Origin of the sequence: Micromonospora sp. PLK6-60, from assembly GCF_019890675.1 — a bacterium.
Lineage (GTDB): Bacteria > Actinomycetota > Actinomycetes > Mycobacteriales > Micromonosporaceae > Micromonospora.
On sequence record NZ_JAIOAA010000016.1, the window covers coordinates 24,096 to 47,273 of the forward strand.

22 protein-coding genes and 1 pseudogene are annotated in these 23,178 nt (G+C 73.2%); 21 read left to right on the forward strand and 2 right to left on the reverse strand.

The annotated features are described in order from the left end of the window. Window positions 1–2: 2 nt before the first annotated feature. The 11 genes and pseudogenes from K7640_RS23960 (at window position 3) to K7640_RS24010 (ending at window position 11,705) form a co-directional block, all read left to right on the forward strand. Window positions 3–1,304: an MCE family protein gene (locus K7640_RS23960; RefSeq protein WP_222957157.1), complete on the forward strand. Its 1,302-nt coding sequence runs from the start codon at window positions 3–5 to the stop codon at window positions 1,302–1,304. After that, window positions 1,301–2,335 carry an MCE family protein gene (locus K7640_RS23965; RefSeq protein ID WP_222957158.1) on the forward strand — a complete coding sequence of 345 codons (1,035 nt, stop codon included), beginning with the start codon at window positions 1,301–1,303 and terminating at the stop codon, window positions 2,333–2,335. The genes K7640_RS23960 and K7640_RS23965 overlap by 4 nt, the downstream gene beginning before the upstream one ends. After that, window positions 2,332–3,315, forward strand: coding sequence for an MCE family protein (locus K7640_RS23970; protein ID WP_308042662.1), 984 nt, complete (start codon window positions 2,332–2,334; stop codon window positions 3,313–3,315). The genes K7640_RS23965 and K7640_RS23970 overlap by 4 nt, the downstream gene beginning before the upstream one ends. After that, a complete protein-coding gene (locus K7640_RS23975) occupies window positions 3,315–4,562 on the forward strand; it encodes an MCE family protein (RefSeq protein ID WP_222957159.1) in 1,248 nt (415 codons plus the stop codon). The genes K7640_RS23970 and K7640_RS23975 overlap by 1 nt, the downstream gene beginning before the upstream one ends. Continuing rightward, complete coding sequence (locus K7640_RS23980) at window positions 4,559–5,995, forward strand: MCE family protein (protein WP_308042663.1); 1,437 nt, start codon at window positions 4,559–4,561, stop codon at window positions 5,993–5,995. The genes K7640_RS23975 and K7640_RS23980 overlap by 4 nt, the downstream gene beginning before the upstream one ends. Before the next feature lie 8 nt (window positions 5,996–6,003). Next, window positions 6,004–7,239: an MCE family protein gene (locus K7640_RS23985; RefSeq protein WP_222957160.1), complete on the forward strand. Its 1,236-nt coding sequence runs from the start codon at window positions 6,004–6,006 to the stop codon at window positions 7,237–7,239. A 23-nt stretch (window positions 7,240–7,262) separates the two neighbouring features. After that, complete coding sequence (locus K7640_RS23990; RefSeq protein WP_222957161.1) at window positions 7,263–8,195, forward strand: hypothetical protein; 933 nt, start codon at window positions 7,263–7,265, stop codon at window positions 8,193–8,195. A 14-nt stretch (window positions 8,196–8,209) separates the two neighbouring features. After that, the gene (locus K7640_RS23995; RefSeq protein ID WP_222957162.1) at window positions 8,210–8,719 is read left to right on the forward strand and encodes a hypothetical protein; all 510 of its coding nucleotides are present in this window, start codon (window positions 8,210–8,212) and stop codon (window positions 8,717–8,719) included. A gap of 86 nt (window positions 8,720–8,805) precedes the next feature. Then, window positions 8,806–9,528 (forward strand): annotated as a pseudogene (locus tag K7640_RS24000) (hypothetical protein); the annotation flags it as partial. A 562-nt stretch (window positions 9,529–10,090) separates the two neighbouring features. Continuing rightward, window positions 10,091–11,377: an MFS transporter gene (locus K7640_RS24005; RefSeq protein ID WP_222957164.1), complete on the forward strand. Its 1,287-nt coding sequence runs from the start codon at window positions 10,091–10,093 to the stop codon at window positions 11,375–11,377. Continuing rightward, complete coding sequence (locus K7640_RS24010; protein ID WP_308042664.1) at window positions 11,316–11,705, forward strand: hypothetical protein; 390 nt, start codon at window positions 11,316–11,318, stop codon at window positions 11,703–11,705. Before K7640_RS24005 ends, K7640_RS24010 begins: the two co-directional genes overlap by 62 nt. Window positions 11,706–11,709: 4 nt before the next feature. On the opposite strand, the gene K7640_RS24015 is transcribed toward K7640_RS24010, so the two are convergent. After that, on the reverse strand, window positions 11,710–12,462 hold the full coding sequence (locus K7640_RS24015) for an FCD domain-containing protein (protein WP_308042665.1): 753 nt from the start codon (window positions 12,460–12,462) through the stop codon (window positions 11,710–11,712). Window positions 12,463–12,637: 175 nt separating this feature from the next. Between K7640_RS24015 and K7640_RS24020 the strand changes: the two genes are divergently transcribed. The 8 genes from K7640_RS24020 to K7640_RS24055 all read left to right on the forward strand — a co-directional run bounded on the left by K7640_RS24020 (window position 12,638) and on the right by K7640_RS24055 (window position 20,265). After that, entirely contained in the window at window positions 12,638–13,891 is a 1,254-nt protein-coding gene (locus K7640_RS24020) for a sugar ABC transporter substrate-binding protein (RefSeq protein WP_222957166.1), read from the forward strand. Window positions 13,892–13,968: 77 nt separating this feature from the next. Next, window positions 13,969–14,916, forward strand: a complete 948-nt coding sequence (locus tag K7640_RS24025; RefSeq protein WP_255609848.1) for a carbohydrate ABC transporter permease — start codon at window positions 13,969–13,971, stop codon at window positions 14,914–14,916. Continuing rightward, window positions 14,913–15,728, forward strand: coding sequence for a carbohydrate ABC transporter permease (locus tag K7640_RS24030; protein WP_222957167.1), 816 nt, complete (start codon window positions 14,913–14,915; stop codon window positions 15,726–15,728). Before K7640_RS24025 ends, K7640_RS24030 begins: the two co-directional genes overlap by 4 nt. Window positions 15,729–15,734: 6 nt before the next feature. Then, window positions 15,735–16,883 (forward strand): galactonate dehydratase, encoded by a 1,149-nt coding sequence (dgoD, locus tag K7640_RS24035; protein ID WP_222957168.1) that lies wholly within the window; start codon window positions 15,735–15,737, stop codon window positions 16,881–16,883. Window positions 16,884–16,887: 4 nt separating this feature from the next. Then, the gene (locus tag K7640_RS24040; RefSeq protein WP_222957169.1) at window positions 16,888–17,511 is read left to right on the forward strand and encodes a bifunctional 4-hydroxy-2-oxoglutarate aldolase/2-dehydro-3-deoxy-phosphogluconate aldolase; all 624 of its coding nucleotides are present in this window, start codon (window positions 16,888–16,890) and stop codon (window positions 17,509–17,511) included. Then, window positions 17,508–18,461, forward strand: coding sequence for a sugar kinase (locus tag K7640_RS24045; RefSeq protein ID WP_222957170.1), 954 nt, complete (start codon window positions 17,508–17,510; stop codon window positions 18,459–18,461). Before K7640_RS24040 ends, K7640_RS24045 begins: the two co-directional genes overlap by 4 nt. Window positions 18,462–18,500: 39 nt before the next feature. Beyond that, window positions 18,501–19,730 carry a D-mannonate dehydratase ManD gene (manD, locus tag K7640_RS24050; RefSeq protein ID WP_222957171.1) on the forward strand — a complete coding sequence of 410 codons (1,230 nt, stop codon included), beginning with the start codon at window positions 18,501–18,503 and terminating at the stop codon, window positions 19,728–19,730. After that, window positions 19,720–20,265 carry a gluconokinase gene (locus K7640_RS24055; protein WP_222957172.1) on the forward strand — a complete coding sequence of 182 codons (546 nt, stop codon included), beginning with the start codon at window positions 19,720–19,722 and terminating at the stop codon, window positions 20,263–20,265. The genes manD and K7640_RS24055 overlap by 11 nt, the downstream gene beginning before the upstream one ends. A gap of 71 nt (window positions 20,266–20,336) precedes the next feature. On the opposite strand, the gene K7640_RS24060 is transcribed toward K7640_RS24055, so the two are convergent. Then, window positions 20,337–20,753, reverse strand: coding sequence for a YchJ family protein (locus K7640_RS24060; protein WP_222957173.1), 417 nt, complete (start codon window positions 20,751–20,753; stop codon window positions 20,337–20,339). Window positions 20,754–20,774: 21 nt separating this feature from the next. Between K7640_RS24060 and K7640_RS24065 the strand changes: the two genes are divergently transcribed. Beyond that, window positions 20,775–21,296, forward strand: a complete 522-nt coding sequence (locus tag K7640_RS24065; RefSeq protein WP_222957174.1) for a hypothetical protein — start codon at window positions 20,775–20,777, stop codon at window positions 21,294–21,296. Between the two features lie 293 nt (window positions 21,297–21,589). Continuing rightward, window positions 21,590–23,143, forward strand: a complete 1,554-nt coding sequence (locus tag K7640_RS24070) for a M28 family metallopeptidase (protein ID WP_255609849.1) — start codon at window positions 21,590–21,592, stop codon at window positions 23,141–23,143. The last annotated feature ends 35 nt before the right edge of the window (window positions 23,144–23,178 follow it).

The window sequence follows — 23,178 nt, forward strand, 5'->3', positions numbered from 1 at the left end:
TCATGAGACATCGCATGCTGGGCATCGTCTTCATCGTCGTGCTGGTCGCGGCGCTGACCGGCTCGGTGCTGCAGTACCGCAAGGCGTTCACCCCGGTCACCTGGGTCACCCTGCATGCCGCCCGCGCCGGCCTGCAGCTCAGCCCGGGCGCGGACGTCAAGGTACGCGGCGTCGTCGTCGGCGAGGTGCGCTCGGTGGGCAGCGGTGGTGCCGGGGCGATCCTGCGGCTGGCCCTGGATCCGGACAGCACGGCGCTGATCCCCGCCGACGTCACGGCCCGCCTGCTGCCCAAGACGCTCTTCGGCGAGCGGTACGTCGAGCTCGTCCCGCCCCCCGGCGGCGGCACCGGGCCGATCCGCGACGGCGCGGTCATCGACCAGGACCGCAGCCGCACGGCGATCGAGCTGGAACGGGTCCTCGACCAGGCGCTGCCGCTGCTCTCCTCGATCCGCCCCGACCAGCTCGCCGCCACCCTCGGCGCGCTGTCCACCGCCCTGGAGGGGCGGGGCGAGCGGATCGGCGCGAACATCGTCCGCCTCGACGACTACCTCAAGCAGGTCAACCCGGAGCTGCCCACGATCGCCGAGGACGTCCGCAAGCTCGCCGTCGTGCTGGACAGCTACCATGCCGCCCTGCCCGACCTGCTCGCCCTGCTGCGCGATGTCACCGTCACCGCCCGTACCGTCACCGACCAGCGGGGGCAGCTCGCGGCGTTCCTCGCCGAGACCACCGACACCGCCGATGTCACCCGGGACTTCCTCGACCGGCACGACGACCAGCTGATCCGGCTCGGCGCGGTCAGCCGACCGGTGCTGGAACTGCTGGCCAGCTACGCCCCCGAGTACCCGTGCCTGATGAGCGGCCTGGTCGACCTGCAACCCCGCGTCGAGGAGGTCTTCGCCGGCGGCCGGATGCACATCACCCTGGAGGTCACCCGCGACGGCGGCAAATACCAGCGGGGACGCGACGAACCGGTCTACGGCGCGCACAACGGCCCCCACTGCCGCGGCCTGCCCGACCCGCACCAGCCGGCCCCCGAGGTGCCGGTGCACGACGGCTACGACTACGGCGGCGACCGGCCGCGATCCCCGCTGCCGGTCGGCGTACCGGGACCCTCCGCCGCCCGCCCGGCGGGACCGGTGGCCGGCTCACCGGCGATGGGCCAGGCCGGCACCGGCGAGGAGCGCGCCCTGGTCAAGCCGCTCGTCGGCGCGGTGACCGGGACACCGCCGGCCGAGGTGCCCGACATCGCGGTCCTGCTCTGGGGGCCGCTGCTGCGCGGCGGGGTGGTGAACACCCGATGACCGTCCGGACGACGGGCCCGCTGGTGAAACTGGCGTTCTTCGCCGCGGTGACCCTGCTGCTGACCGCGCTGCTCGCGCAGACCCTGGGCGCGTTCCCGGCCGGCGGGGTCAGCTACCGCGCCCGGTTCACCGACGTCACCGGCCTGCTGCCCGGCGACGACGTGCGGGTGGCCGGCGTGAAGGTGGGCCGGGTCAGCCGGATCAGCGTCGTCGACGACCGCGTCGCCGAGGTGGCCTTCACCGTCACCGACGACGTGCCGGTCGCCACCAGCGTCCGCGCGAAGATCCGCTACCGCAACCTGGTCGGCCAGCGGTACGTGGCGTTGAGCGAGGGCCCCGGCGACGGCCGGCCGCTACGCCCCGGCGGTCTCGTCCCGCTGGCCCAGACCGCACCCGCGCTCGACCTGACCGTGCTGTTCAACGGCTTCCGGCCGCTGTTCACCGCACTCAGCCCCGACGACGTCAACAAGCTCGCCTACGAGATCATCCAGGTGCTGCAGGGAGAGGGCGGCACGGTGGCCGGCCTGCTGCGGCACACCGCTTCGCTGACCAACACCCTGGCCGACCGGGACGCGGTGATCGGTCGGGTCATCACCAACCTCAACCACGTCCTGGGCACCCTCGCCGAGCGGGACCGCAACCTCGACCAGAGCATCGCCCAGCTGCAACAGCTCGTCTCCGGCCTGGCCGCCGACCGCACCGCCATCGGCGAGTCCCTGGTCAGCATCGGCGAGCTCACCGACGCCACCTCCTCGCTGCTCGCCGACGTCCGGCCACCGCTGGCCGCGGACGTGCGCGAACTGGGCGAGCTGGCCGGAACGCTGAACCGCAACGCGGCTGTCATCGACGGCACCCTCGGCCGGCTGCCCGACCGCTACCAGCAGCTCACCCGGGTCGCCTCCTACGGCTCCTGGTTCAACTTCTACCTCTGCGACTTCGACGGCCGGGTGGCGGTCGCCGGTCGGGCACCCCTGCAACCGGCGGGCTTCAGCGCTCCGGCCGCCCGCTGCGCCACCGGAGGCGTCCAGTGAAACCGTTCCGGGAACGCAACCCCGTCGTCGTCGGCGCGGTCAGCCTGACGGTGCTCGTCGCCGCCCTGCTCGGCGCGTTCCAGCTCGACCGGGTGGCCGCCCTGACCAGCCGGTCGTATCGGGCGGCCTTCACCGACGCCAGCGGCCTGGCCGTCGGCAACGAGGTGCGGGTGGCCGGCGTCCGGGTGGGCAAGGTGACCGCCGTGGAGCTGGCCCGGGACGCCCGACCGTACGTGCGGGTCCGGTTCCGGGTCGACGACGACGGCGTACGCCTCGGTGGCGACACCGGCGCGACCATCCGGATCAAGACGGTGCTGGGGCAGAAGTACCTGGCGCTGGCCCCGGCCGGGCCCGGCCGGCTGCCCGAGGGCGGGCAGATCCCGCTGTCCCGCACTGCCGCGCCGTTCGACGTCGTGCAGGCGGTCAGCGGGCTCGCCGGCACCCTCGACAAGGTGGACACCGCGCAGCTCGCCGCCGCGTTCGACACGTTGTCCGAGACGTTCGCCGACACCCCCGGCAGCGTCAACACCTCGCTGGTCGGACTGTCCCGGCTGTCCCGTACCGTCGCCGACCGGGACGCGGAGCTGCGGGCCCTGCTCGCCCGCGCCCGCGACGTCACCAAGGTCCTCGCCGACCGCGACGAGGAGTTCCGCAAGCTGGTCGCCGACGGCGAGCGGCTGCTGGCCGAGGTGATCCGCCGCCGGGACGCCATCCACCGCCTGCTGGTCGGCACCGCCGAGCTCTCCACCCAGCTGTCCGGGCTGGTCGCCGACAACCGCGCCCAGCTCGAACCGGCGCTGCGGCAGTTGCGGGAGGTCGTCGCCATCCTGCAACGCAACCGCGACGACCTGGAGCGGACCGTGCAACGGATGGCGCCCTTCGTGACCGCCTTCGCCAACGTGGTCGGCAACGGCCGCTGGTTCGACTCGTACGTGCAGGGGCTGCTCCAGCCCTACGTGCCCACCACGGGAGGCCGCTGATGCCCGGTCCGGTCCACCGCTGGCGTCGTCCGGTCGCCGCCGCCACCGTCCTGCTGCTCGCCGTCGTCGCCGGCGTGGTCGTGCTGCGCGACGGCACCCCACCCCGGCGGGTGGTCGCCTACTTCACCCGCGCCGTCGGGGTGTACCCCGGCTCGGACGTGCGGGTGCTCGGCGTCCGGGTCGGTGAGGTGGTCGAGGTGGTCCCGCAGGGTCGGGCCGTGCGGGTGGTCCTGAGTTACGACCCCGGCATCGACCTCCCCGCCGGCGCGCAGGCGCTGATCATCCCGCCCAGTGTGGTCAGCGACCGGTACGTGCAGCTCGCACCCGCGTACGCCGGCGGCGCCGTCCTGCCCGACGGCGCGGAGATCCCGGTGGGGCGGACCGCCGCTCCGATGGAGATCGACGACATCTACCAGGCGCTCGACGAGTTCAACCGGATGCTCGGCCCCGCGGGCACCAACCGCGACGGCGCCCTGTCCGACCTGGTCGCCACCGGTCGGGCCAACCTGGAGGGCAACGGGCAGGCGCTGCACGACACCCTCGACGGGCTCTCCCGGGCGTTGACCACCCTCGCCGACGGCCGGCAGGACCTGTTCGGCTCGGTCGCCAACCTGCAACGGTTCACCACCGCGCTGGCCCGCAGCGACCAGCAGGTACGCGCCTTCAACCAGCGCCTCGCCGACGTCGCCGAGCAGCTCGCCGCCGAACGCGACGAGCTGGCCGCCGCGCTGCGCCACCTCGCCACCGCGCTGGCCGACGTCACCAGCTTCGTCAGGCAGAACCGCGCGGCGCTGACGTCGAACGTCGCCGCGCTGGCCGACGTCACCAGCGTCCTCGTCCGGCAACAGCAGGCGATCATCGACATCCTGGACGTGGCGCCGCTGGCCCTGAACAACCTCGCCCTGGCCTACAACCCGCGCTCCGGCACCCTGGACACCCGGGACAACGCGATGGGCCCGTACGACCCGGCGAGCTTCGTCTGCTCGCTGCTGGTCGACCAGGCACTCGCCCAGGTGCCCGCCACCTGCACCGCGCTGGCGCAAACGCTGCGGCAGTGCGGCCTGCCCCTGACCGACCAGCTACGCAAGCTGCTCAAGCTGCCGCCCGGCACCCCGGCGACCGGCACGGCACCACCGGGTAATCCTCGAATCAGCTCTCCCGGTGAGCCGGTGTCCGACGGGGTGCCGGGCGGCCCCACCACCACCGCCGACCCCACCCTGGGCGGCATCCTGCGGGGTGTCTCGTGACCGCCGGGCGGCTGCGGGCGCTGGCCGCCGCGGTCGTCCTGGCGCTGCTGCCCACCGGCTGCGGCCTGCCGGACCTGGCCGAGCTGCCGCTGCCCGGCGGCGCGCCGAAGGGGGACGGGTATGTGGTGACCGCCGAGTTCTCCGACGTGCTCGACCTGGTGCCGCAGGCCGCCGTCAAGGTCGACGACGTGACCGTGGGCAGCGTGCAGCGGATCTCCCTCGCCGGTTGGACCGCCCGGGTCACCCTGCGCCTCGGCCGTGACGTGCGGTTGCCCGCCAACGCGACCGCCGCCGTCCGGCAGAGCAGCCTGCTCGGCGAGAAGTACGTGACCGTGGCACCGCCCCCGGCCGGGGCGACCGGGCGGCTCGCCGACGGCGACGTGATCCCGGTGTCGCGCACCGACCGGGGCGCCGAGGTGGAGGAGGTGCTCGCCGCCCTCGCGCTGCTGCTCAACGGCGGTGGGCTGGCCCAGCTGCGGACCATCAACCGGGAACTCGGCGCGGCGCTGGCGGGTCGGGAGGCCGGTGTCCGGGACGCGCTGCGCCAGCTCGACACCTTCATCGGCGGCCTCGACCGGCAGAAGGCCGACCTGATCCGGGCGATCGAGGCGCTGGACCGGCTCAGCGAGCGGCTGGCAAGGCAGCGGCAGGTGCTCGGCGACGCGGTGGACGCCCTCGCCCCGGGCCTGACCGTGCTCGCCGGCCAGCGTGAGCAGCTCACCGCCGCGCTGACCGCCCTCGGTGACCTGGGCCGGGTCGGCACCCGGGTGGTCGAGCGCAGCCGGGACGACACCCTGGCCAGCGTCAAGGCGTTGCAACCGATCCTGACCCAGCTGGTCAAGGCGGGCGACGACCTGCCGAAGTCGCTGGACTTCATGCTGTCGTACCCGTTCCCGCCCAACGTGACCGGCGCGATCGTCGGCGACTTCGTCAACCTCTCCGTCACCGCCGACCTGGACGCGGCCACCATCCTGGCGAACCTGGTCGCCGCCGCACCCGCACCGGCCCGTCCGGCCGCCCCGCCGGAGGTGCCCGACCGGCCGAGGACGCCGAAGCCGTCCCGGCCGCCCGCGACCGGCGCCCCGACCCCCGCCCCGAGCACCGGCCCGCCCCAGCTGCCGCAGCTGCCGCAGTTGCCGGATCTGCCGGGCCTGAGCTGCCTGCCGGATCCGAAGGACTTCCCGGCGAAGTGGACCCCACCGGAGGAGTGCCAACTGCCGGCGGACTGCGCCCTGCTCAAGCCCGGCTCGCCGGTGCCCGTCGGCGGGCTGATCCTGCCCACCGGGGTGGTGCCGGCGGGCACCGCCTTCCCGGCCGGCACCGAACTGCCGCGCGACACGGTCATGACCGCGCCGTGCGTGCTGCCGGTGACCGGCGCGGTGACCGGGCAGACGGGTGGCCTGACCGACCTGTTGGGCGGGGGACGGCCGTGATCGGACGGGTGGCCAAACTGCAAGTGCTGGCGTTCGTGCTGGTCAGCGTCCTCGGTGTCGGCTACGTCGGGATCCGCTACGTGGGCCTCGGTGAGCGGCTGCTCGGCGGGGTCTACGTGGTGCACCTCGACCTCGCCCGCGCCGGCGGGATCTTCGCCAACGCCCCGGTCACCTACCGGGGTGTGCCGATCGGCCGGGTCACCGCGGTCGGGTTGCGCGCCGGTGGGGTCCGCGCCGAGCTGCGCCTGCGTCGGGGCGTACCGGTGCCGCGGGACCTGCGCGCGGTGGTGACCCAGCGGTCCGCGGTCGGCGAGCAGTACGTCGACCTGCGGCCCGAGCGCGACGGCGGGCCGTACCTCGGTGACGGCGCGGTGATCCCGGCCGACCGCACCGGCGTCCCGCTCCCCCCGGAGGCGTTGCTGACTCACCTCGACGCGCTGGTCCGCTCCCTCGACGCGGACGACCTCAACGTGCTGATCACCGAGCTGGGCACCGCGTTCGAGGGCAACGAGACCGCCCTGGCCCGGATCCTGGACTCGGGCGACGCGCTGCTGACCGAGGCCGACGCCCGGCTGCCGGAGACGCTCGCGCTGATCCGGGACGGGCGTACCGTGCTCACCACCCAGGCCGAGTCGGCGCGAGCGCTGCGCCGCTGGGCGGCCGGCCTGGCCGCGCTCGCCGCCACCGTGCGCGAGGCCGACCCGGATCTGCGCCGGCTGCTCGCCAACGGCCCGCCGGCCGGGCGGGAACTGGCCGCGCTGCTGCGCGGACTGGAACCGACGATCGGCACCCTGCTGGGCAACCTGGTGACCGTCAACGGCATCGCCGCCCGGCGGCTGCCCGGCATCGAGCAGGCCCTCGTCGTCTACCCGATCGCGGTGGCCGGCGGGTTCACCGTCACCCCGGGCGACGGCACCGCCCACCTCGGCCTCGTGGTCAACGTCGACGACCCGCCCGCCTGCGTCTACCAGGGTGGGAGCACCCGGTGCGGGGCCCGGGACCGGGCGGCCGGCGCCAGCGTACGTGGCGAGGCGAACGCGCCCCGGCCGGGCGGGCGGGACCCCGCGCCGCCGCCCGCACCCGGGCCGCCCACCGGGGCCGCCGAGGGCGGGTACGACCCGGCGACCGGCCTGGTGGTCGGCTCGGACGGCCGGCCGTTGCAGTTCGGCGGCAGCGGCGGCCAGTACGCGGTGGCGGGAGAGCAGTCGTGGAAGCAACTGCTGCTGGCCGGGGTGACCCCGTGACCGGCGACGGAGAGGGAGGACCCGTGCAGGCGCGCAAGCACCGGGCGTTGAAGGTGATCAAGGGAGCCAAGGCCGGCATCCCGGCACCGCGTCGGGGCATGGCCCGGCCGGGCCGGCCCGGGGACATCGAGAACCTGCTGGAACGGCTGGACGAGGAACCGGCCGTCGACCCGACCCACGGCCCGGACGGGGCCGTCGCCCGGGACACGACGGGGGCCGCGCAGCGTGGCCGGGCGGACCTTCGCCGGGCGGTCGACGACCCGGTGGACGACCCGATGTGGGCGGACGAGCCGGCACCCGTCGACGACCCGGCGGCGGTGGAGGGCCCGACCGATGCCGTCGGCCCCTCGGCGAGGGAGGACGGCACCGCCGACCCGGCGGTGGACGGGCCGGACGCGACCGCCGGATCGTCGGCGGGGAAGCGGATGGGCACCGCCGAACCGATGCCACCGGCCGAGCCGGCGTCCGGGGGCCGGCGGCGGATCCTGGTCGGGCTGCTCGTGGCGGTGCTCGCCGCCGCCCTCGCCGCGACCGGCGTCCACGGCCACCGCTGGTACGCCGACCGGGCGATCGAGCAGGCCCGGCAGCAGGCGATGGCCGCCGCCAAGCAGGCCAGCGTCAACTTCATCTCGGTCAGCTCGGCCAGCGTCGACCGGGACCTGCAGCGCATCTCCACCGGCGCCACCGGTGACTTCAAGGAGGAATTCACCCGGGGCCGGTCCCAGGTCCGCACGGCAGTGGTGGAGAACAAGGTCGAGTCCCGAGGGTCGGTGCTGCGCGCCGGCCTGGTCTCCGGTGACCGGGACCGTGCCGTGGTGCTGGTGGCGGTCGACGCCACCGTCAAGAACGTCAAGGCGCCCAAGGGGCGGCCGTCGCACTACCGGATCCAGGTCGACATGGTGCGGGACCAGGACTCCGGCCAGTGGCTCGTCTCCCGGCTGCAGTTCGTCGGATGACACCAGGAGGATCGATGCGTACCCTCGCCGCAATTTCCCGCTGGCGGCCCGGCCGGCCCCGGCTCGTCCCGTCCCTCGTCGTCGCGATCGTCCTCGCGGCGACCGTCGCAGGTGTCGCCTGGTGGGACGACCACCGCGCCGCGCAGCGGGACACCGCCGTCCGGCAGGCCCTGGCCACCGCGCCGGCCGCCGCCAAGGCCATCTTCTCGTACGACTACCGCACCTTCGACGACAGCGTCGCCAACGGACGGACCTTCACCACGGGCGACTTCGCCGCCGAGTACGCGCAGACCACCGGGGCGCTGCGGCAGACGGCGACGAAGCAGCAGGCCGTGGTGCTGGCGGAGGTCTCCTCGACGGGGGTGGTCACCGCCGCCGCCGATCGGGTGGAACTGCTGGTGTACCTCAACCAGTACCGGCGCAACGTCAGCACGGCGGGGGAGAAGGTCGACCAGAACCGGGTGGTGCTGGTGCTGGTGCCGGAGGGCGGGGACTGGAAGGTGTCCGGGGCGACGGCCATCTGAGCCGCCGGCCGTCCGGCGTTTCCGGATCGACCGGGTGGGGTAGCTCGGGGCGGTTCACACTGACGACGGTGTTGTGGAGGACCCATATGAATGACAGGTTCGGCGACGCGGTGGGTGACGCGTTCCGCGCGGTGATGCTCTTTCTGCCCAAGGCGCTCGCGTTCGTGGCGATCCTGGTGGTCGGCTGGTTCGTCGCCAAGGCGGTGCGGAAGATCGTGGACAAGCTCCTCGAGCGGATCCACTTCGACCGGGCGGTGGAGCGCGGCGGCATCAAGGCCTCCCTGGCCCGCTCCCGGTACGACGCCAGCGACCTGGTCGCCCAGCTCGCCTTCTACGCGGTGCTGCTGGTGACCCTGCAGCTCGCCTTCGGCATCTGGGGACCCAACCCGGTCTCCGACCTGATCGCGGGCGTCATCGCCTGGCTGCCGCGCGCCTTCGTCGCGATCGTCATCATCGTGGTCGCTGCGGCGATCGCCAAGGCCGTCAAGGACATCATCGGCAGCGCCCTCGGTGGCCTGTCGTACGGCCGGGTGCTGGCCACCATCGCCTCGGTGTTCATCCTCGGTCTGGGCGTCATCGCCGCCCTCAACCAGATCGGCGTCGCCACCGCGGTGACCACGCCGGTGCTGATCGCGGTGCTGGCCACCGTCGGTGGCATCCTCGTGGTCGGGGTCGGCGGCGGGCTGGTCCGGCCGATGCAGAGCCGCTGGGAGTCCTGGCTCAGCCGCGCCGAGCAGGAGTCGCGGACGATCGCCACGCACGCCCGCGCGTACCAGGCCGAGCGGCGCGACGTCGCGTCCCGGGTCGCCGCGCCGGCCACCACCGACGACGCCGCCGCCACCCAGCCGGTGGCCGGGTACGACGCGGCCGCCACCCAGCCGGTGGCCGGGTACGACCCGGCCGCTGCCCAGCCGGCGGCCGGGCCCGAGGTCGCCGCTGCCCAGCCGGCGGACGGTTTCGACGCCGCCGAGCGCACCCAGGTGGTGTCCCGGCCGGACGAGGCCGAGCTGACCCAGCCGGTCGGCTCGTACGACCCGGACCGGACCCAGCCCACCTCGGCCGTCGAGCCGGCCGCGCCGGCCCAGCCGACGGTGCCGCGGCAGCCGTCCGGCGACGACGTCGAGGCCACCATGGTCATCCCGCAGCAGCAGAATCCCGACGAGTTCCGCCGCTGACCATCCGCCGCCGGCGGGGACGGGACCACGGTCCCGTACCCGCCGGCGGTGTTTTACGGGGCCCCGCCGAGCCGGCGGGGCGACTACCATCGCCACCATGACCTGGCGATGTTGATTCCTGACCAGAGGTCGTAACCGCGGGCCGCCGCGGTCGCCGCATCCTGCCGGCGTCCGCTCCCGTCCCCTGGAAGGCCTCATGACCGTCGTTTCCGCGCGGGTGCCCGACACCCGCGTCCGCCGCCTGGCGCTCACCCTCTACGGCTACACGTTCCTCACCGACGTCGTCCTGCTCTACCCGCTCTACCCCCTGCTGTTCAGCGACACCGGGCTCTCCGTCGGGCAGATCTCCTCGCTCTTCGTGCTCTGGTCGGCCACCAGCATCGCGATGGAGGTGCCCTCCGGGGCGCTGGCCGACGCGGTCTCCCGCCGGCTGCTGCTCCGGTTCGCCCCGCTGCTGGCCGGGGCGGCCTTCGCCATCTGGGTGTTCCTCCCGTCGTACCCGGCGTTCGCCGTCGGCTTCGTGCTCTGGGGCGCCGGCGGCGCGCTGAGTTCGGGTTCGTTGGAGGCGCTGGTCTACACCGAACTCGACCGGCTCGGCGCGGCCGGCCGGTACGCCCGCACCATGGGCCGGGCGCGGACCGCCGGGGTGGTCGGCGCGCTGGTCGCCGCGGCGCTGGCCGGGCCGGTGCTGGCCCTCGGCGGCTACCCGGCCGTCGGCGTGGCCAGCGTGCTGGTCTGCCTGCTCGCCTCGCTGGCCGCCGGGCGTTTCCCGGAGCACCGCCGCTCGCCGGCCGACGCCGGTGACCCGGCCGACGCTGGCGACAGTGCTGACAGGGCCGACGGTGGTGACCCGGCCGACGAGGGGCCGGAGCTGGGCTGGGCGGCCAGCCTGCGGGCCGGCCTCGCCGAGGCCCGCGCCGACGGCGCCGTACGGGCGGCCGTGGTGCTCGTCGCCGTCGTCGCCGCGGTCTGGGGTGCGCTCGACGAGTTCGTCCCGCTGCTGATCCGGGAGACCGGCGTGCCGGCGGCGGCGGTGCCGGCGCTGGTCGCGCTGGTCCTGGCCGGTGTCACGGTGGGCGGGCTGCTCGCCCCGCTGGGGGAGCGGCTCGGCGCGGCCGGCAACGCGGCCCTGCTGGCCGCCTCGGCGGTGGCCCTCGCGCTGGGCGCCGGCGCCGGCCACCCGGCCGGGCTGGTCCTGGTCGCGGCGGCCCTCGGCGGGTTCCAGTTGGCCACCGTGCTGGCCGACGCGCGCCTACAGAGCCGGATCACCGGGCCGAGCCGGGCCACCGTCACCTCGCTGGCCGGGATGGCCACCGACCTGACCCTGATGGCCGTGTACGCCGGCTACGCGGTGGTCGCGACGGCGGGCGGGCACCGGTGGGCGTTCGTGGCCGCCGCGATCCCGTACCTGGCGGTGGCCGGTGTGCCGCTCGCCGCCCGGCTGCGCCGGCGGACCCGGTCGGCCCGGCTTGCAAATCACTAGTTACCGGACAAAACCTGGCCTGTCTCACGACGGTGGGGCCCAGGGCGGTCAGCGGAAGGGGTCCGGGCCAGGCGACCGCCCGCGTCGGCGCGATCAGCGAGCCTACGACTTCGTCCGCATGGCCGCCATCTCCCGGGCCGACATGGCGCTGGCCGGCTCGCACGCCGGGGTGGAGATCGGGCCGGACGGTCCCTCCCAGATGGGGCTGGAGGACCTCGCCGCGGTGCGCGCCGTGCACGGGTCCACCGTCCTGTATCCCAGCGACGCCGTCTCCTGCGCCGGCCTCGTCGCCCAGCTGGCCGACCACCCCGGACCCAGCTACCTGTAGCCGGTCAGCCGTCCCCGGTCTGCTCCCACATCGACTTCATCTCGTCGAACGCCTGCTCCATGATCCGCACCATGGCGGCGCGGGCCCGGTCGCCGTCGCGGCGCTGGATCGCCTGCGCCACGTCGGCGTGCAGTTGCAATGCCTCCTGGTGCGGGTGGTGCGGCATCAGGCGGTAGTGGTGCCGGCCGGTCAGCACCTCGGCGACCAGCTCCTGCAGCTTGCCGAACATCTCGTTCCCGGAGCCGGCGAGCACCCGCCGGTGGAACTCGATGTCCAGGCTGAGGAAACGGTCCTCGTCGCCGGCCTGCCCGGCGGCCCACATCCTGGCTGCCAGCCCGACCAGCTCGCTGGCCTCGTCGTGGCCGATCCGGCCGGCGGCCAGCCAGGCGGCGTGCGGCTCGACCGCGGTCCGCAGCTCGGTGATGGAGCGTAGCTGGGCCATCCGTCCGGCGGAGGCGAGCCGCCAGCGGATCACCTGCGGATCGAAGACATTCCACGCCGCGGCGGGCCGGATCAGCACCCCGACCCGGCGCCGGGTCTCGACGAACCCCATCGACGCGAGCACCCGCAGCACCTCGCGGATCACCGATCGGGAGACGGCGTACCGGTCGACCAGGTCGTCGATGTTCAGGACGGAGCCGGCCGGCACCTCGCCGCCGCAGATGGCGGTGCCGAGATGGTCGAGTACGCGGGCGTGCAGCCCGGCCTCGCCAGGGGCGGATTGGACGGGTGCGACCCCTGATGAGGACTGATCCACGCGCTGGATCATATCAGTTCGTGATCACCTCTTGAATAAATCCGCTTTATCGGCCTAGCATCCCGTCGTTAAGCGGACGTTACAACGGTGTGGCGCTCCACCCCCCTCTGGGCGGGGGCCACGACAGAAGGAGATGGGCGTGCGACGTCGATCGATATTCGGTACTTCCCTGGCTGTGGTTGCCGCCCTCGGCCTGTCGGCCTGTGGCGGTGGCGGCGACGACAGCGGCGCCTCGAAGACGGTCCGGGTGACCTTGGCGAACCACGTCTGGACCGAGAGCATCAAGCAGGCGCTGCCCGAGTTCGAGAAGCAGACCGGGCTCAAGGTGGAGCTCACCCAGCTCGGTGAGGATCAGCTCTCCGACCAGTACAACGTCAAGCTCAACGCCGGCTCGTCCGACATCGACGTGATGATGTACCGGCCCCTGCAGGAGGGGAAGCTGTTCGCCAAGAACAAGTACCTCGCCGACCTGTCGGAGCACGTCAAGTCCAGCAAGGACTGGGACTTCGACGACTTCCAGTCCGGCCCGGTCGAGGCCACCACGTACGAGGACAAGACGGTCGGCGTCCCGATCATCACCGAGCAGGAGGTCCTCTACTACCGCAAGGACCTGCTCGCCAAGGCGGGCCTGAGCGCCCCGCCGAAGACGCTCGACGAGCTGAAGGCCGCCGCCGCGAAGATCAAGGCGGCCGAGCCGGGCACCGCGGGCTTCGTCGCCCGGACCGGCAAGTCGCCGGCGGTCACCCAGTTCTCCAGCTTCCTGTACAGCTTCGGCGGTGACTTCGTCGACGACAGCGGCAAGGCCACCGTCAACTCCGACGCCGCCAAGCAGGCGTACGCCTTCTACGGCGGGCTGATCAAGGACGCCGGCCCGGCCAACGTCAGCACCGACATGGGCTGGCCCGAGGCGATGGCCATCTTCACCCAGGGCAAGGCCGCCTTCTACACCGAGGCCAACTCGCTCTACAAGAACGCCACCGACCCGGCCAAGTCCAAGGTCGCCGACACGGTGGGCTTCGCGCCGTTCCCGGCCGGCCCGGCCGGCTCCAAGCCGTACAACATCCCGTCCTGGGCGCTGGGCGTCAACGACAGCTCGGAGAACAAGAGCAACGCCTGGAAGTTCATCGAGTGGGCCACCGGCAAGGAGCAGACCCTCGCGCTGCAGAAGGCCGGCGTGCCGAGCGCCCGGACCTCGGTGTGGGAGAACCCGGAGGGCACCGCGGGCTACCCGAAGGACCTGGTCGAGGCGATCACCGAGAGCGGCAAGGCCGGCGTCGCCCACGACCGGCCGGTCGTGGTGAAGGTCGCCCAGGCGCGCGAGATCGTCGGCCAGCCGATCGTCGACGCGATCGCCGGCAAGGACGCCGAGGCCGCCGCCGACACGGCCAACGAGGCGTTCCAGAAGTTCCTGGACGACGAGGCCAGATAAGCCGCCACGCGGGTGGCGGGGCCGCCGGCCCCGCCACCCGCGTACCCCCCGTCGGTCCGCCCACCCCCGGAGATCTCATGTCAACCGTCACCACCCCCACCCGCGCCGCCGGCGGCGTCGGCGTCATGCCCGACACCCCGGGCTGGGCGCGCTGGGCGAACGCCCATCGCAAGTGGCTCTTCGCGGCGCCGGCCATGGCCTTCGTCGCCGTGCTGATCGTCTTTCCGTTGGCCTGGACCGGTTACCTCAGCCTCACCGACGCCGAGGGCTCGGTCCGCGCCGAGAGCGAGTTCGTCGGCTTCCGCAACTACCTGGACGTGCTCTCCGACACCGACCGGTTCTGGCCTGCCGTCGGTCGCACCGCCACCTTCACTCTGGCGGCCCTGCTGTTCGAGGTGGTCCTCGGCATGGCGATCGCGCTGCTGCTGTGGCGACCGTTCAAGGGTGAGAAGTGGGTCCGGGTAGCCATCCTGATGCCGCTGGTCGCCACCCCGGTCGCGGTCGGCATGATGTGGCGGCTCATCTTCGACCCGAACATCGGCCTGGCCAACCAGGTGCTCGGCTGGATCGGCATCGGCCCCCAGCCCTGGCTCGCCGGCCAGCACACCGCGCTGCCGACCACCATCTTCATCGACGTCTGGCAGTGGACCCCGATGGTGGTGCTGATCCTGCTCGCCGGCCTCACCTCGCTGTCCGACGAGCCGCAGGAGGCCGCGCTCATCGACGGCGCCAGCACCTGGCAGCGGTTCCGTCACGTCACCCTGCCGTTGCTGATGCCCACGGTGCTCGTGGCGATCCTGCTGCGTGGCATCGACGCGCTGAAGACCTTCGACATCCTCTACGCCACCAAGGGCCGCGGCGGCGGTTCGTTCCACGAGGTGGAGACCCTCAACGTGTACGCCTACGGCCTGAGCTTCGACTACAACGAGTACGGCGTCTCCTCTACCGTCCTCATCCTGTTCTTCCTGATCATCATCGGGTCGATGTGGGCCCTGACCGCCCGGCGCAAGGAGGCGCAGCGATGAGGCCGCGTGGCCCGTACAAGGTGTTCCGGGTGGTGGCGCTGGTCGTGGTGGTGCTGTCGCTGACGGCGCCGCTGCTCTGGATGATCGCCGCGTCGTTCAAGACCAACGTCGACATCTACGACACCGGCAAGGCGCTGGCCTTCTCACCCACCCTGGACAACTACGCCACCGTGCTCCAGCAGGCGAACTACGTCCAGTTCATCGGCAACAGCCTCTGGGTGGCCCTCGCCGCCACCGTGGCGTCGCTGATCCTGGGCGTGCCGGCGGCGTACTCGATGAGCCGGTTCAACATGCGCAAGTCGGCGCTGGTGGTCCTGATGGCCCGGGTGATCCCCGGCGTCTCGCTGCTGGTGCCCTGGTACTACGTCTTCTCCAACCTGAAGATGGTCGGCGGCTTCGGGGTGCTGATCCTCAGCCACATGTTCGTCTCACTGCCGCTGATCGTGTACATCATGATGGGCTACTTCGACGGCCTCCCCGAGGAACTGGAGGAGGCGGCGCTGGTCGACGGGCTGACTCACATCGGCGCGTTCCGCCGGATCACCCTGCCGCTGTCCGTGCCCGGTGTGGCCACCGCCGGGATCCTGTCGTTCATCTTCTCCTGGAACAACTTCATGTTCGCCCTGGTGCTCTCCGACGCCCACACCAAGACCCTGCCCGTGGCGATCTTCGACTTCGTCGGCTACGCCAGCATCGACTGGGGCGGCCTGATGGCCGCGGCCACCGTGGTCACCCTGCCGATCATGGTGATCGCCCTGTTCGTGCAGAAGTACGTGGTCTCTGGCCTCACCGCCGGCGCGACGAAGGGCTGAGTCGACGTGACCACCATCGTGCGCATCGAGACCTTCCTGGTCGCCCCCCGCTGGCTCTTCGTCCGCGTCGAGACCGACTCCGGCATCGTCGGCTGGGGCGAGGCCACCTGCGAGGGGCGTTCCGAGACCGTCCGCACCGCCGTCGAGCAACTCGCCGAGCTGCTGATCGGCCGGGACGCACTGCGGATCGAGGACCACTGGCAGGTGCTCACCAAGGGCTCCTTCTACCGGGGTGGGCCGATCCTGGCCAGCGCGGTCGCCGGCCTCGACCAGGCGCTGTGGGACGTCGCCGGCAAGCACTTCGGTGCCCCGGTGCACCAGTTGCTCGGTGGCCCGGTCCGGGACCGGATCCGGGTGTACGGCTGGGTCGGCGGCGACGAGCCCGCCGAGGTACGCGACCACATCGCCGCGCAGGTCGAAGCCGGCCTCACCGCGGTGAAGATGAACGCCTCCGGCAGGATGAGCCCGGTCGCCTCGGTAGCCGAGCTGGACGGGGTGGTGGCGCGGGTGGCCGCCGCCCGTGAGGTGCTCGGCGAGCACCGGGACGTCGCCATCGACTTCCACGGCCGGTTCACCCTGGCCAGTGCCCGCCGGGTCGCCCCGCTGCTGGAGCCGTTCCGGCCGTTCTTCCTGGAGGAGCCGGTCGTACCGGAGAACTCCCACCTGATCGGCGAGTTCGTCCGCTCCACCACCACCCCGGTCTCCACGGGCGAGCGGCTGTACAGCCGGCAGGAGTTCCTGCCGGTCCTGCAGGCCGGCATCGCGGTCGCACAGCCGGACCTCTCGCACGCCGGCGGCATCACCGAGGTACGCAAGATCGCCGCGCTCGCCGAGGTGTACGACGTCCAGCTCGCCCCGCACTGCCCGCTCGGTCCGATCGCCCTCGCGGCCTGCCTCCAGGTCGGCTTCGCCACGCCGAACTACCTGATCCAGGAGCAGAGCGTCGGCATCCACTACAACCTCGGCGCCGAGGTGCTCGACTACTGCCTCGACAAGACCCCGCTGCAGTTCGTCGACGGGTACGTCGAGCGGCTCACCGCCCCCGGCCTCGGCATCGAGGTGGACGAGCGGGCGGTCCGCGCCGCCGACCAGCGCGGCCACGCCTGGCGCAGCCCGACGTGGCGACACCGCGACGGCTCCTACGCGGAATGGTGACCAGATGACCCTCGATCTCACTGCCGAACTGACCGACACCCGCCTGCTGGCCGTCATCCGCGGCACCGACACCGCCGCCGCGGTCGCCGCCGGCACCGCCCTGCTCGCCGAGGGCGTCCGGGTGGTGGAGGTGGCCCTCACCACGCCCGGCGCCTGCGACGCCGTCGCCGCCATCCGGGCGTCCGCCCCGCCCGGCTCGCTGGTCGGCGCCGGCACCGTGCTCACCCCGGCCGACGTCGCCGACGTCGCGGCGGCCGGCGCGCAGTTCGTCGTCACCCCCGCCGTCGTCGACTCCATCGGCGCGGCGGCCGACCACGGGCTCCCGGTCGCGGCCGGCGCGCTCACCCCGACCGAGGCGTACGCGGCGGTCCGGGCCGGCGCGAGCGTGGTGAAGCTCTTCCCGGCGTCGCTGGGCGGGCCGGCCTACCTGAAGGCGCTGCGCGACCCGTTCCCGCAGATCCCATTCGTCGCGGTCGGCGGGGTGGGCCTGGCCGAGCTGCCCGGCTACCTCGCCGCCGGCGCGATCGCCGTCGGCGTCGGTGGCCCGCTGGTCGGCGACGCCGCCTCCGGCGGTGACCTCGACGCCCTGCGCGGGCGCGCCCGGGCCTACCTGGCCGCCGTGTCATGACCGCCGTCGACCTGCTCACCTTCGGCGAGGCGCTGGTCTCGCTGCGCTCGGCCGGCCCGCTGGCCACCGGCGGCGCGCTGACCATGCACCTGGCCGGCGCCGAGTCCAACGTGGCCATCGGCGTCGCCCGGCTCGGCCACCGGGCCGCCTTCGCCGGCCGGGTCAGCGACGACGAACTCGGCGGGCACCTGGTGCGGGAGCTGCGCGCCGAGGGCGTCGGCGTCGACCACGTCCGACGGGACCCGCAGCGGCCGGCCGGGCTGATGTTCGTGGAGCGGCGGACCGCGGACCTGACCCGGGTCGTGTACCAGCGGGCCGGCTCCGCCGGTTCGGCGCTGCACGTCGACGACCTGCGCCCGGCGCTCGCCGCCGGCGCCCGGGTGCTGCACCTGACCGGGATCACCCCGGCGCTCTCCGCCAGCGCCCGCGACGCCGCCGCGTGGGCGGCCGAGACCGCGTCCCGCGCCGGCGCCCTGGTCTGCCTCGACGTCAACCACCGGGCCCGGCTCTGGGACCGCGACGCCGCCCGGGTCACCCTCGCCTCGCTGGCCGCGCACGCCTCGGTCGTGGTGGCCTCCGCCGACGAACTGGACCTGGTCGGCGCGGCGGGCGCGGACGAGCCGACCGTGGTGGCCCGGCTGCTCGACCGGGGCGTGGAGACCGTGCTGGTCAAGCTCGGCGGCGACGGCGCCCGCGCGTACACCCGCGACGGGGTGTGCCACGCGCCGGCGGTGCCGGTCACCGCGGTGGACACGGTCGGCGCGGGCGACGCCTTCACCGCCGGCTACCTCTCCGGCCAGCTGGACGGACTCGACCTCGCCGGGCGGCTGCGCCGCGCGGTCACCCTCGGCGCCTTCGCCGTCGCCGGCCACGGCGACTGGGAGGCCCTCCCGCGCCGTGACGAGCTGTCCCTGCTGGACGGCCGGCAGCCCGGCGACACCCTTCGCTGACCCCGGCACGTCCCGCACCACCCCGAGAAAGGCACCTGCGTGAAGATCGTCGCAGCGGACGTCATCGTCTCCAGCCCCGACCGCAACTTCGTCACCCTCAAGATCACCACGGATGAGGGGGTCACCGGGCTGGGGGACGGCACCCTCAACGGCCGCGAACTCGCCGTCGCCTCGTACCTCGCCGACCACGTGGTCCCGCTGCTGATCGGGCGGGACCCGCACCGGATCGAGGACACCTGGCAGTTCCTCTACCGCTCGGCGTACTGGCGGCGCGGGCCGGTCACCATGGCCGCCATCGCCGCCGTGGACGTCGCGCTCTGGGACATCAAGGCCAAGGTCGCCGGCCTGCCGCTCTACCAGCTGCTGGGCGGTGCGTCCCGGACCGGCATCATGGCGTACGGGCACGCCAGCGGGCGGGACCTGCCGGAGTTGTTCGACTCGGTGCGCCGGCACCTGGAGCAGGGCTACCGGTCCATCCGGATCCAGACCTCGGTGCCCGGCATCAACGCCGTCTACGGCGTCGCGGCCCAGGCCAGCGTGGACGGCAAGCGGTACGACTACGAGCCCGCCCAGCGCATCCCGCTGCCCGCCGAGGAGGACTGGGACACCCGCGCCTACCTGCGCCACCTGCCCGGCGTCTTCGAGGCGGTACGCAACGAGTTCGGCCCCGAGCTGCCGCTGCTGCACGACGGGCACCACCGGATGACCCCGATCCAGGCGGCGCGGCTCGGCAAGGCACTGGAGCCGTACGACCTGTTCTGGCTGGAGGACTGCACGCCGGCGGAGAACCAGGAGGCGCTGCGCCTGGTCCGCCAGCACACCACCACGCCGCTGGCCATCGGCGAGGTCTTCAACACGGTGTGGGACTACCAGACGCTCATCCGGGAACAGCTCATCGACTACGTCCGGTCCGCCGTCACCCACACCGGGGGGATCACGGCCATGCGCAGGCTGCTCGACTTCGCCGCGCAGTACCAGATCAAGTCCGGCATCCACGGGCCGACCGACATCTCGCCGGTCGGGATGGCCGCGGCGCTGCACCTGGACCTGGCCATCCACAACTTCGGCATCCAGGAGTACATGCAGCACGGGCCGCTGACCAACGAGGTGTTCCGGCAGTCGTTCACCTTCACCGACGGGTACCTGCACCCGGGGGAGCAGCCGGGTATCGGCGTGGAGCTGGACGAGCAGGCGGCGGCGAAGTTCCCGTACCAGCCGGCGTACCTGCCGTTCAACCGGCTCAAGGACGGCACCGTCCATGACTGGTGACCGGCGGCCCGTCCGGCATGTCGTGGTAATGGGCGTGTCCGGGGCGGGCAAGACGACCGTGGCCCTGGGGATCAGCGAGCGGACCGGGCTGCGGTTCGCCGAGGCCGACGAGTTTCATCCGCCGGCCAACGTGGCGCGGATGCGCGGCGGCATCCCGCTGGACGACGAAGCCCGCTGGCCGTGGCTGCGCGAACTGGCCGGCTGGATGACCGACCGGCACGCCGAGGGGGTCTCCACGGTGCTGGCCTGCTCCGCGCTCAAGCGTTCCTACCGCGACGTACTGCGGCAGGGCCCGCCCGACGTGGAGTTCGTCCACCTGCACGGGCAGGCGGAGTTGATCCGGGACCGGCTGGACCGGCGGGCCGGGCACTACATGCCGGCCAGCCTGCTCGGCTCGCAGCGGGCGATCCTGGAGCACCTCGAACCGGACGAGCCGGGGGTGGTGCTGGACATCGGGCTGCCCCCCGACGAGTTGGCGGCGGCGGCCGTGGCGCGGCTCGGCCTGCCGCTGCGCACCGGGGCCGGCCAGCACTGACCCCCCCGGCCAGCCGCGGTGCTGGGGTGGGGCGGTGGCCGGGCGAGGGCCGCAGGTGCGGGCGCCCGGTCTCAGTCGGGCAGCGCCGCCAGGTAGACCCACCGGCCGTCCTCCCGGACGAAGCGGCTGCGCTCGGCCACGGTGCCCGGTCGGCCATCCTCCTTGTAGTGGGCGCGGAACTCGACGACGCCCTCGGCGTCGAACAGCTCGCCCCGTTCGGTGCCGACCACCTCCAGGCGGGTCCACCGCTGCCCGGGGTCGAGCCGGAGCCGGTCGGGCCGGGTGCGGGAGTGCCAGCTGCGCAGCAGGTAGTCCGGGTCGCCGACGGCGAAGGCACTGAACCGGGACCGCATCAGCGCCTCGGCGGTCCCGGCGGTCGCCTCGCCGCGGTGCAGCCGCCCGCAACACCCCGCGTACGGCTGGCCGGTGCCGCACGGGCAGGGCGAGGCAGGTCCGGCCGCGCCGGTGCGGGCGCCACGTCTTCCCATCCGGCCATTCTGACCGGGACGGTGGAGCACCCCGGCGGGCGGGTGGCGGGGCGCCGTCAGCCGGTGGTCCGGCGGGCGGCGCGACGCGAACCGAACGACTCCATGGTCGTCGCCTTCCTCGCCGGGGCCCGGGTGCCCGTACCCGTGTCCCGGGCCCGGGCCGCCTTGCGTGGCGCCTTCTTGTTGATCGGCTTGCTGGCCGGCGCGTTCTTCGCGGCGGTGGCCCGGGCCGTCGGCTTGCGGCTGGGCGTGGCCGTCGCCGCGGTGGCCTTCTTCCGGGCGGTCCGCGCGGTGGTCGCCCGGGGCTTCTCCGCCGCGTTCGTGGCCGCGGTCGCCCCGCTGGCCCGTCTCGTGGCGGTCGCGGTCTTCTTCGCCGCGGTCCGGTTCGGCATCGGGGCCTTGCGCGCCCCCTGGGCCTTGCGGGCGCTGCCGCCTGTGCTGGCCGCCTGGGCCATCGTCGTCCCCTCCTCGGGTGCTGCCCGCCGGTGGCGGGTCCGACCGTGGGCACCGCTCGGCCGACGCACGGGTGCGGCCCCGGCGTAGGCGCGGGCAGTCGGGTTCCCCGGATCCGGCCGACCAAACGCGGCGGATGGGCGTTGCGCCTCGTCGGCCGAATCGAGATATCTATCCGGGTCACTGCCGTTCGCGACGAAACGGCTCGATCTGACCGGACGTTTCGACGCAGCGCTTCCCAGCGGGTGTGACCTGCGTCTACAGTCCATGGACCGACGCATGGAGCTGGTGCGGCGGTCCCCGTCATCGAGGAGGTACGGCACATCGTGGTGTCTGTCCAGAGAACGCTCGCCGGTGCTGTCGCCGGCGTCGTCGTCGGATCGATGGCCCTCACGGCCCCGGTCCAGGCCGACCCCAACAACAACTCAGTCAAGAAGCTCACCAAGGCCGTCACGGTGGACGGCGTCCTGCGCCACCTTGACACCTTCCAGCGGATCGCCGACGCCAACGGCGGCACCCGCGCCTCCGGCACCCCCGGCTACACGGCCAGTGCCGACTACGTGGCCGACAAGCTGACCAAGGCCGGCTACCAGGTCACCCGGCAGTCGTTCGACTTCCCGTTCTACGAGGAGTTCGGCTCGACGTTCGCCCAGGTGGCGCCCACCCCGACCGCCTATCAGGACGGTGTCGACTACGACCTGATGGAATACTCCGGGGCGGGTGACGTCACCGGCGGCGTCGTCCCGGTGGACCTGAGCCTCGGCAACCCGGCAGCGTCCACGTCCGGCTGTGAGGCGGCGGACTTCGCCGGGCTCAACCTGGCCGGCAAGGTCGCGCTCGTGCAGCGTGGCACCTGCTCGTTCGGGCAGAAGGCGGTCAACGCCGAGGCCGCCGGCGCGGCCGGCGTGATCATCATGAACCAGGGCAACGGCACCCGGGAGACGAACCCGGACCGGTACGAGCTGTTCGCCGGCACCCTGGGTGGCCCGGTGGGCATCCCGGCGGTCTCGGTCTCGTTCGACCGGGGCGTGCAGTTCGCCACCACCGCCGGCCTGGTCGTGCGGATCACGGCCGACACCCAGTCGGAGATCCGCACCACCGAGAACGTCATCGCCCAGACCCGCACCGGCCGCACCGACAACGTGGTGATGGCCGGGGCGCACCTGGACTCGGTGCCCGAGGGCTCCGGCTACAACGACAACGGCAGCGGCAGCGCGGCGCTGCTCGAGGTCGCGTTGCAGATGGCCAAGGTGAAGCCCAACAACGCGGTGCGGTTCGCCTGGTGGGGCGCGGAGGAGGGTGGCCTGCTCGGCTCCAACCACTACGTGGCGGAGCTGACCGATGAGCAGATCGCCGACATCGCGCTCTACCTGAACTTCGACATGGTCGGCTCGCCGAACTACGTGTTCGGCGTGTACGACGGTGACGACTCGGCGCAGTCCGGGTCCGGGCCCGGCCCGGAGGGTTCGGCGCAGATCGAGGCGCTCTTCGAGCAGTTCTACGCCTCGCGCAAGCTGGCCACCGTGCCGTCCGACTTCACCGGCCGCTCCGACTACGGGCCGTTCATCGCCGCCGGCGTGGACATCCCGGCCGGTGGCCTGTTCACCGGTGCGGAGGGCGTGAAGACGGCCGAGGAGGCCAAGCTGTTCGGCGGTGTCGCGGGTGAGTCGTACGACCCGTGCTACCACCAGGCCTGCGACAGCCGCACCCCGGTCGCCGACGGTGCCGACGCCGCGCTGTACGCCAAGTTCGGCAACCTGCACGGCAACGTCAACACGTTCGCCCTGGACGTCAACGCCGACGCGATCGCCACCGCGGTGATCACGTTCGCGTACGACACCTCGGCGGTCAACGGCGTGAAGCGTTCCCCGGGCAAGTCGCACAACGCTGGTAAGAGCGCGCAGGCCACGCACCAGGGTCACGCGCTGGTCCGCTGATCCACCGCACCACACCGGCCAGGGCCGGGCTCCGT

Excerpts from the sequence above, each read along its gene's own strand:
- K7640_RS23960 (WP_222957157.1), top strand. The coding sequence starts at position 3 with ATGAGACATCGCATGCTGGGCATCGTCTTCATCGTCGTGCTGGTCGCG.
- K7640_RS23965 (WP_222957158.1), top strand. The coding sequence starts at position 1,301 with ATGACCGTCCGGACGACGGGCCCGCTGGTGAAACTGGCGTTCTTCGCC.
- K7640_RS23975 (WP_222957159.1), top strand. The coding sequence starts at position 3,315 with ATGCCCGGTCCGGTCCACCGCTGGCGTCGTCCGGTCGCCGCCGCCACC.
- K7640_RS23995 (WP_222957162.1), top strand. The coding sequence starts at position 8,210 with ATGCGTACCCTCGCCGCAATTTCCCGCTGGCGGCCCGGCCGGCCCCGG.
- K7640_RS24005 (WP_222957164.1), top strand. The coding sequence starts at position 10,091 with ATGACCGTCGTTTCCGCGCGGGTGCCCGACACCCGCGTCCGCCGCCTG.
- K7640_RS24025 (WP_255609848.1), top strand. The coding sequence starts at position 13,969 with ATGTCAACCGTCACCACCCCCACCCGCGCCGCCGGCGGCGTCGGCGTC.
- K7640_RS24030 (WP_222957167.1), top strand. The coding sequence starts at position 14,913 with ATGAGGCCGCGTGGCCCGTACAAGGTGTTCCGGGTGGTGGCGCTGGTC.
- K7640_RS24040 (WP_222957169.1), top strand. The coding sequence starts at position 16,888 with ATGACCCTCGATCTCACTGCCGAACTGACCGACACCCGCCTGCTGGCC.
- K7640_RS24045 (WP_222957170.1), top strand. The coding sequence starts at position 17,508 with ATGACCGCCGTCGACCTGCTCACCTTCGGCGAGGCGCTGGTCTCGCTG.
- K7640_RS24055 (WP_222957172.1), top strand. The coding sequence starts at position 19,720 with ATGACTGGTGACCGGCGGCCCGTCCGGCATGTCGTGGTAATGGGCGTG.
- K7640_RS24060 (WP_222957173.1), bottom strand. The coding sequence starts at position 20,753 with ATGGGAAGACGTGGCGCCCGCACCGGCGCGGCCGGACCTGCCTCGCCC.
- K7640_RS24070 (WP_255609849.1), top strand. The coding sequence starts at position 21,590 with ATGGCCCTCACGGCCCCGGTCCAGGCCGACCCCAACAACAACTCAGTC.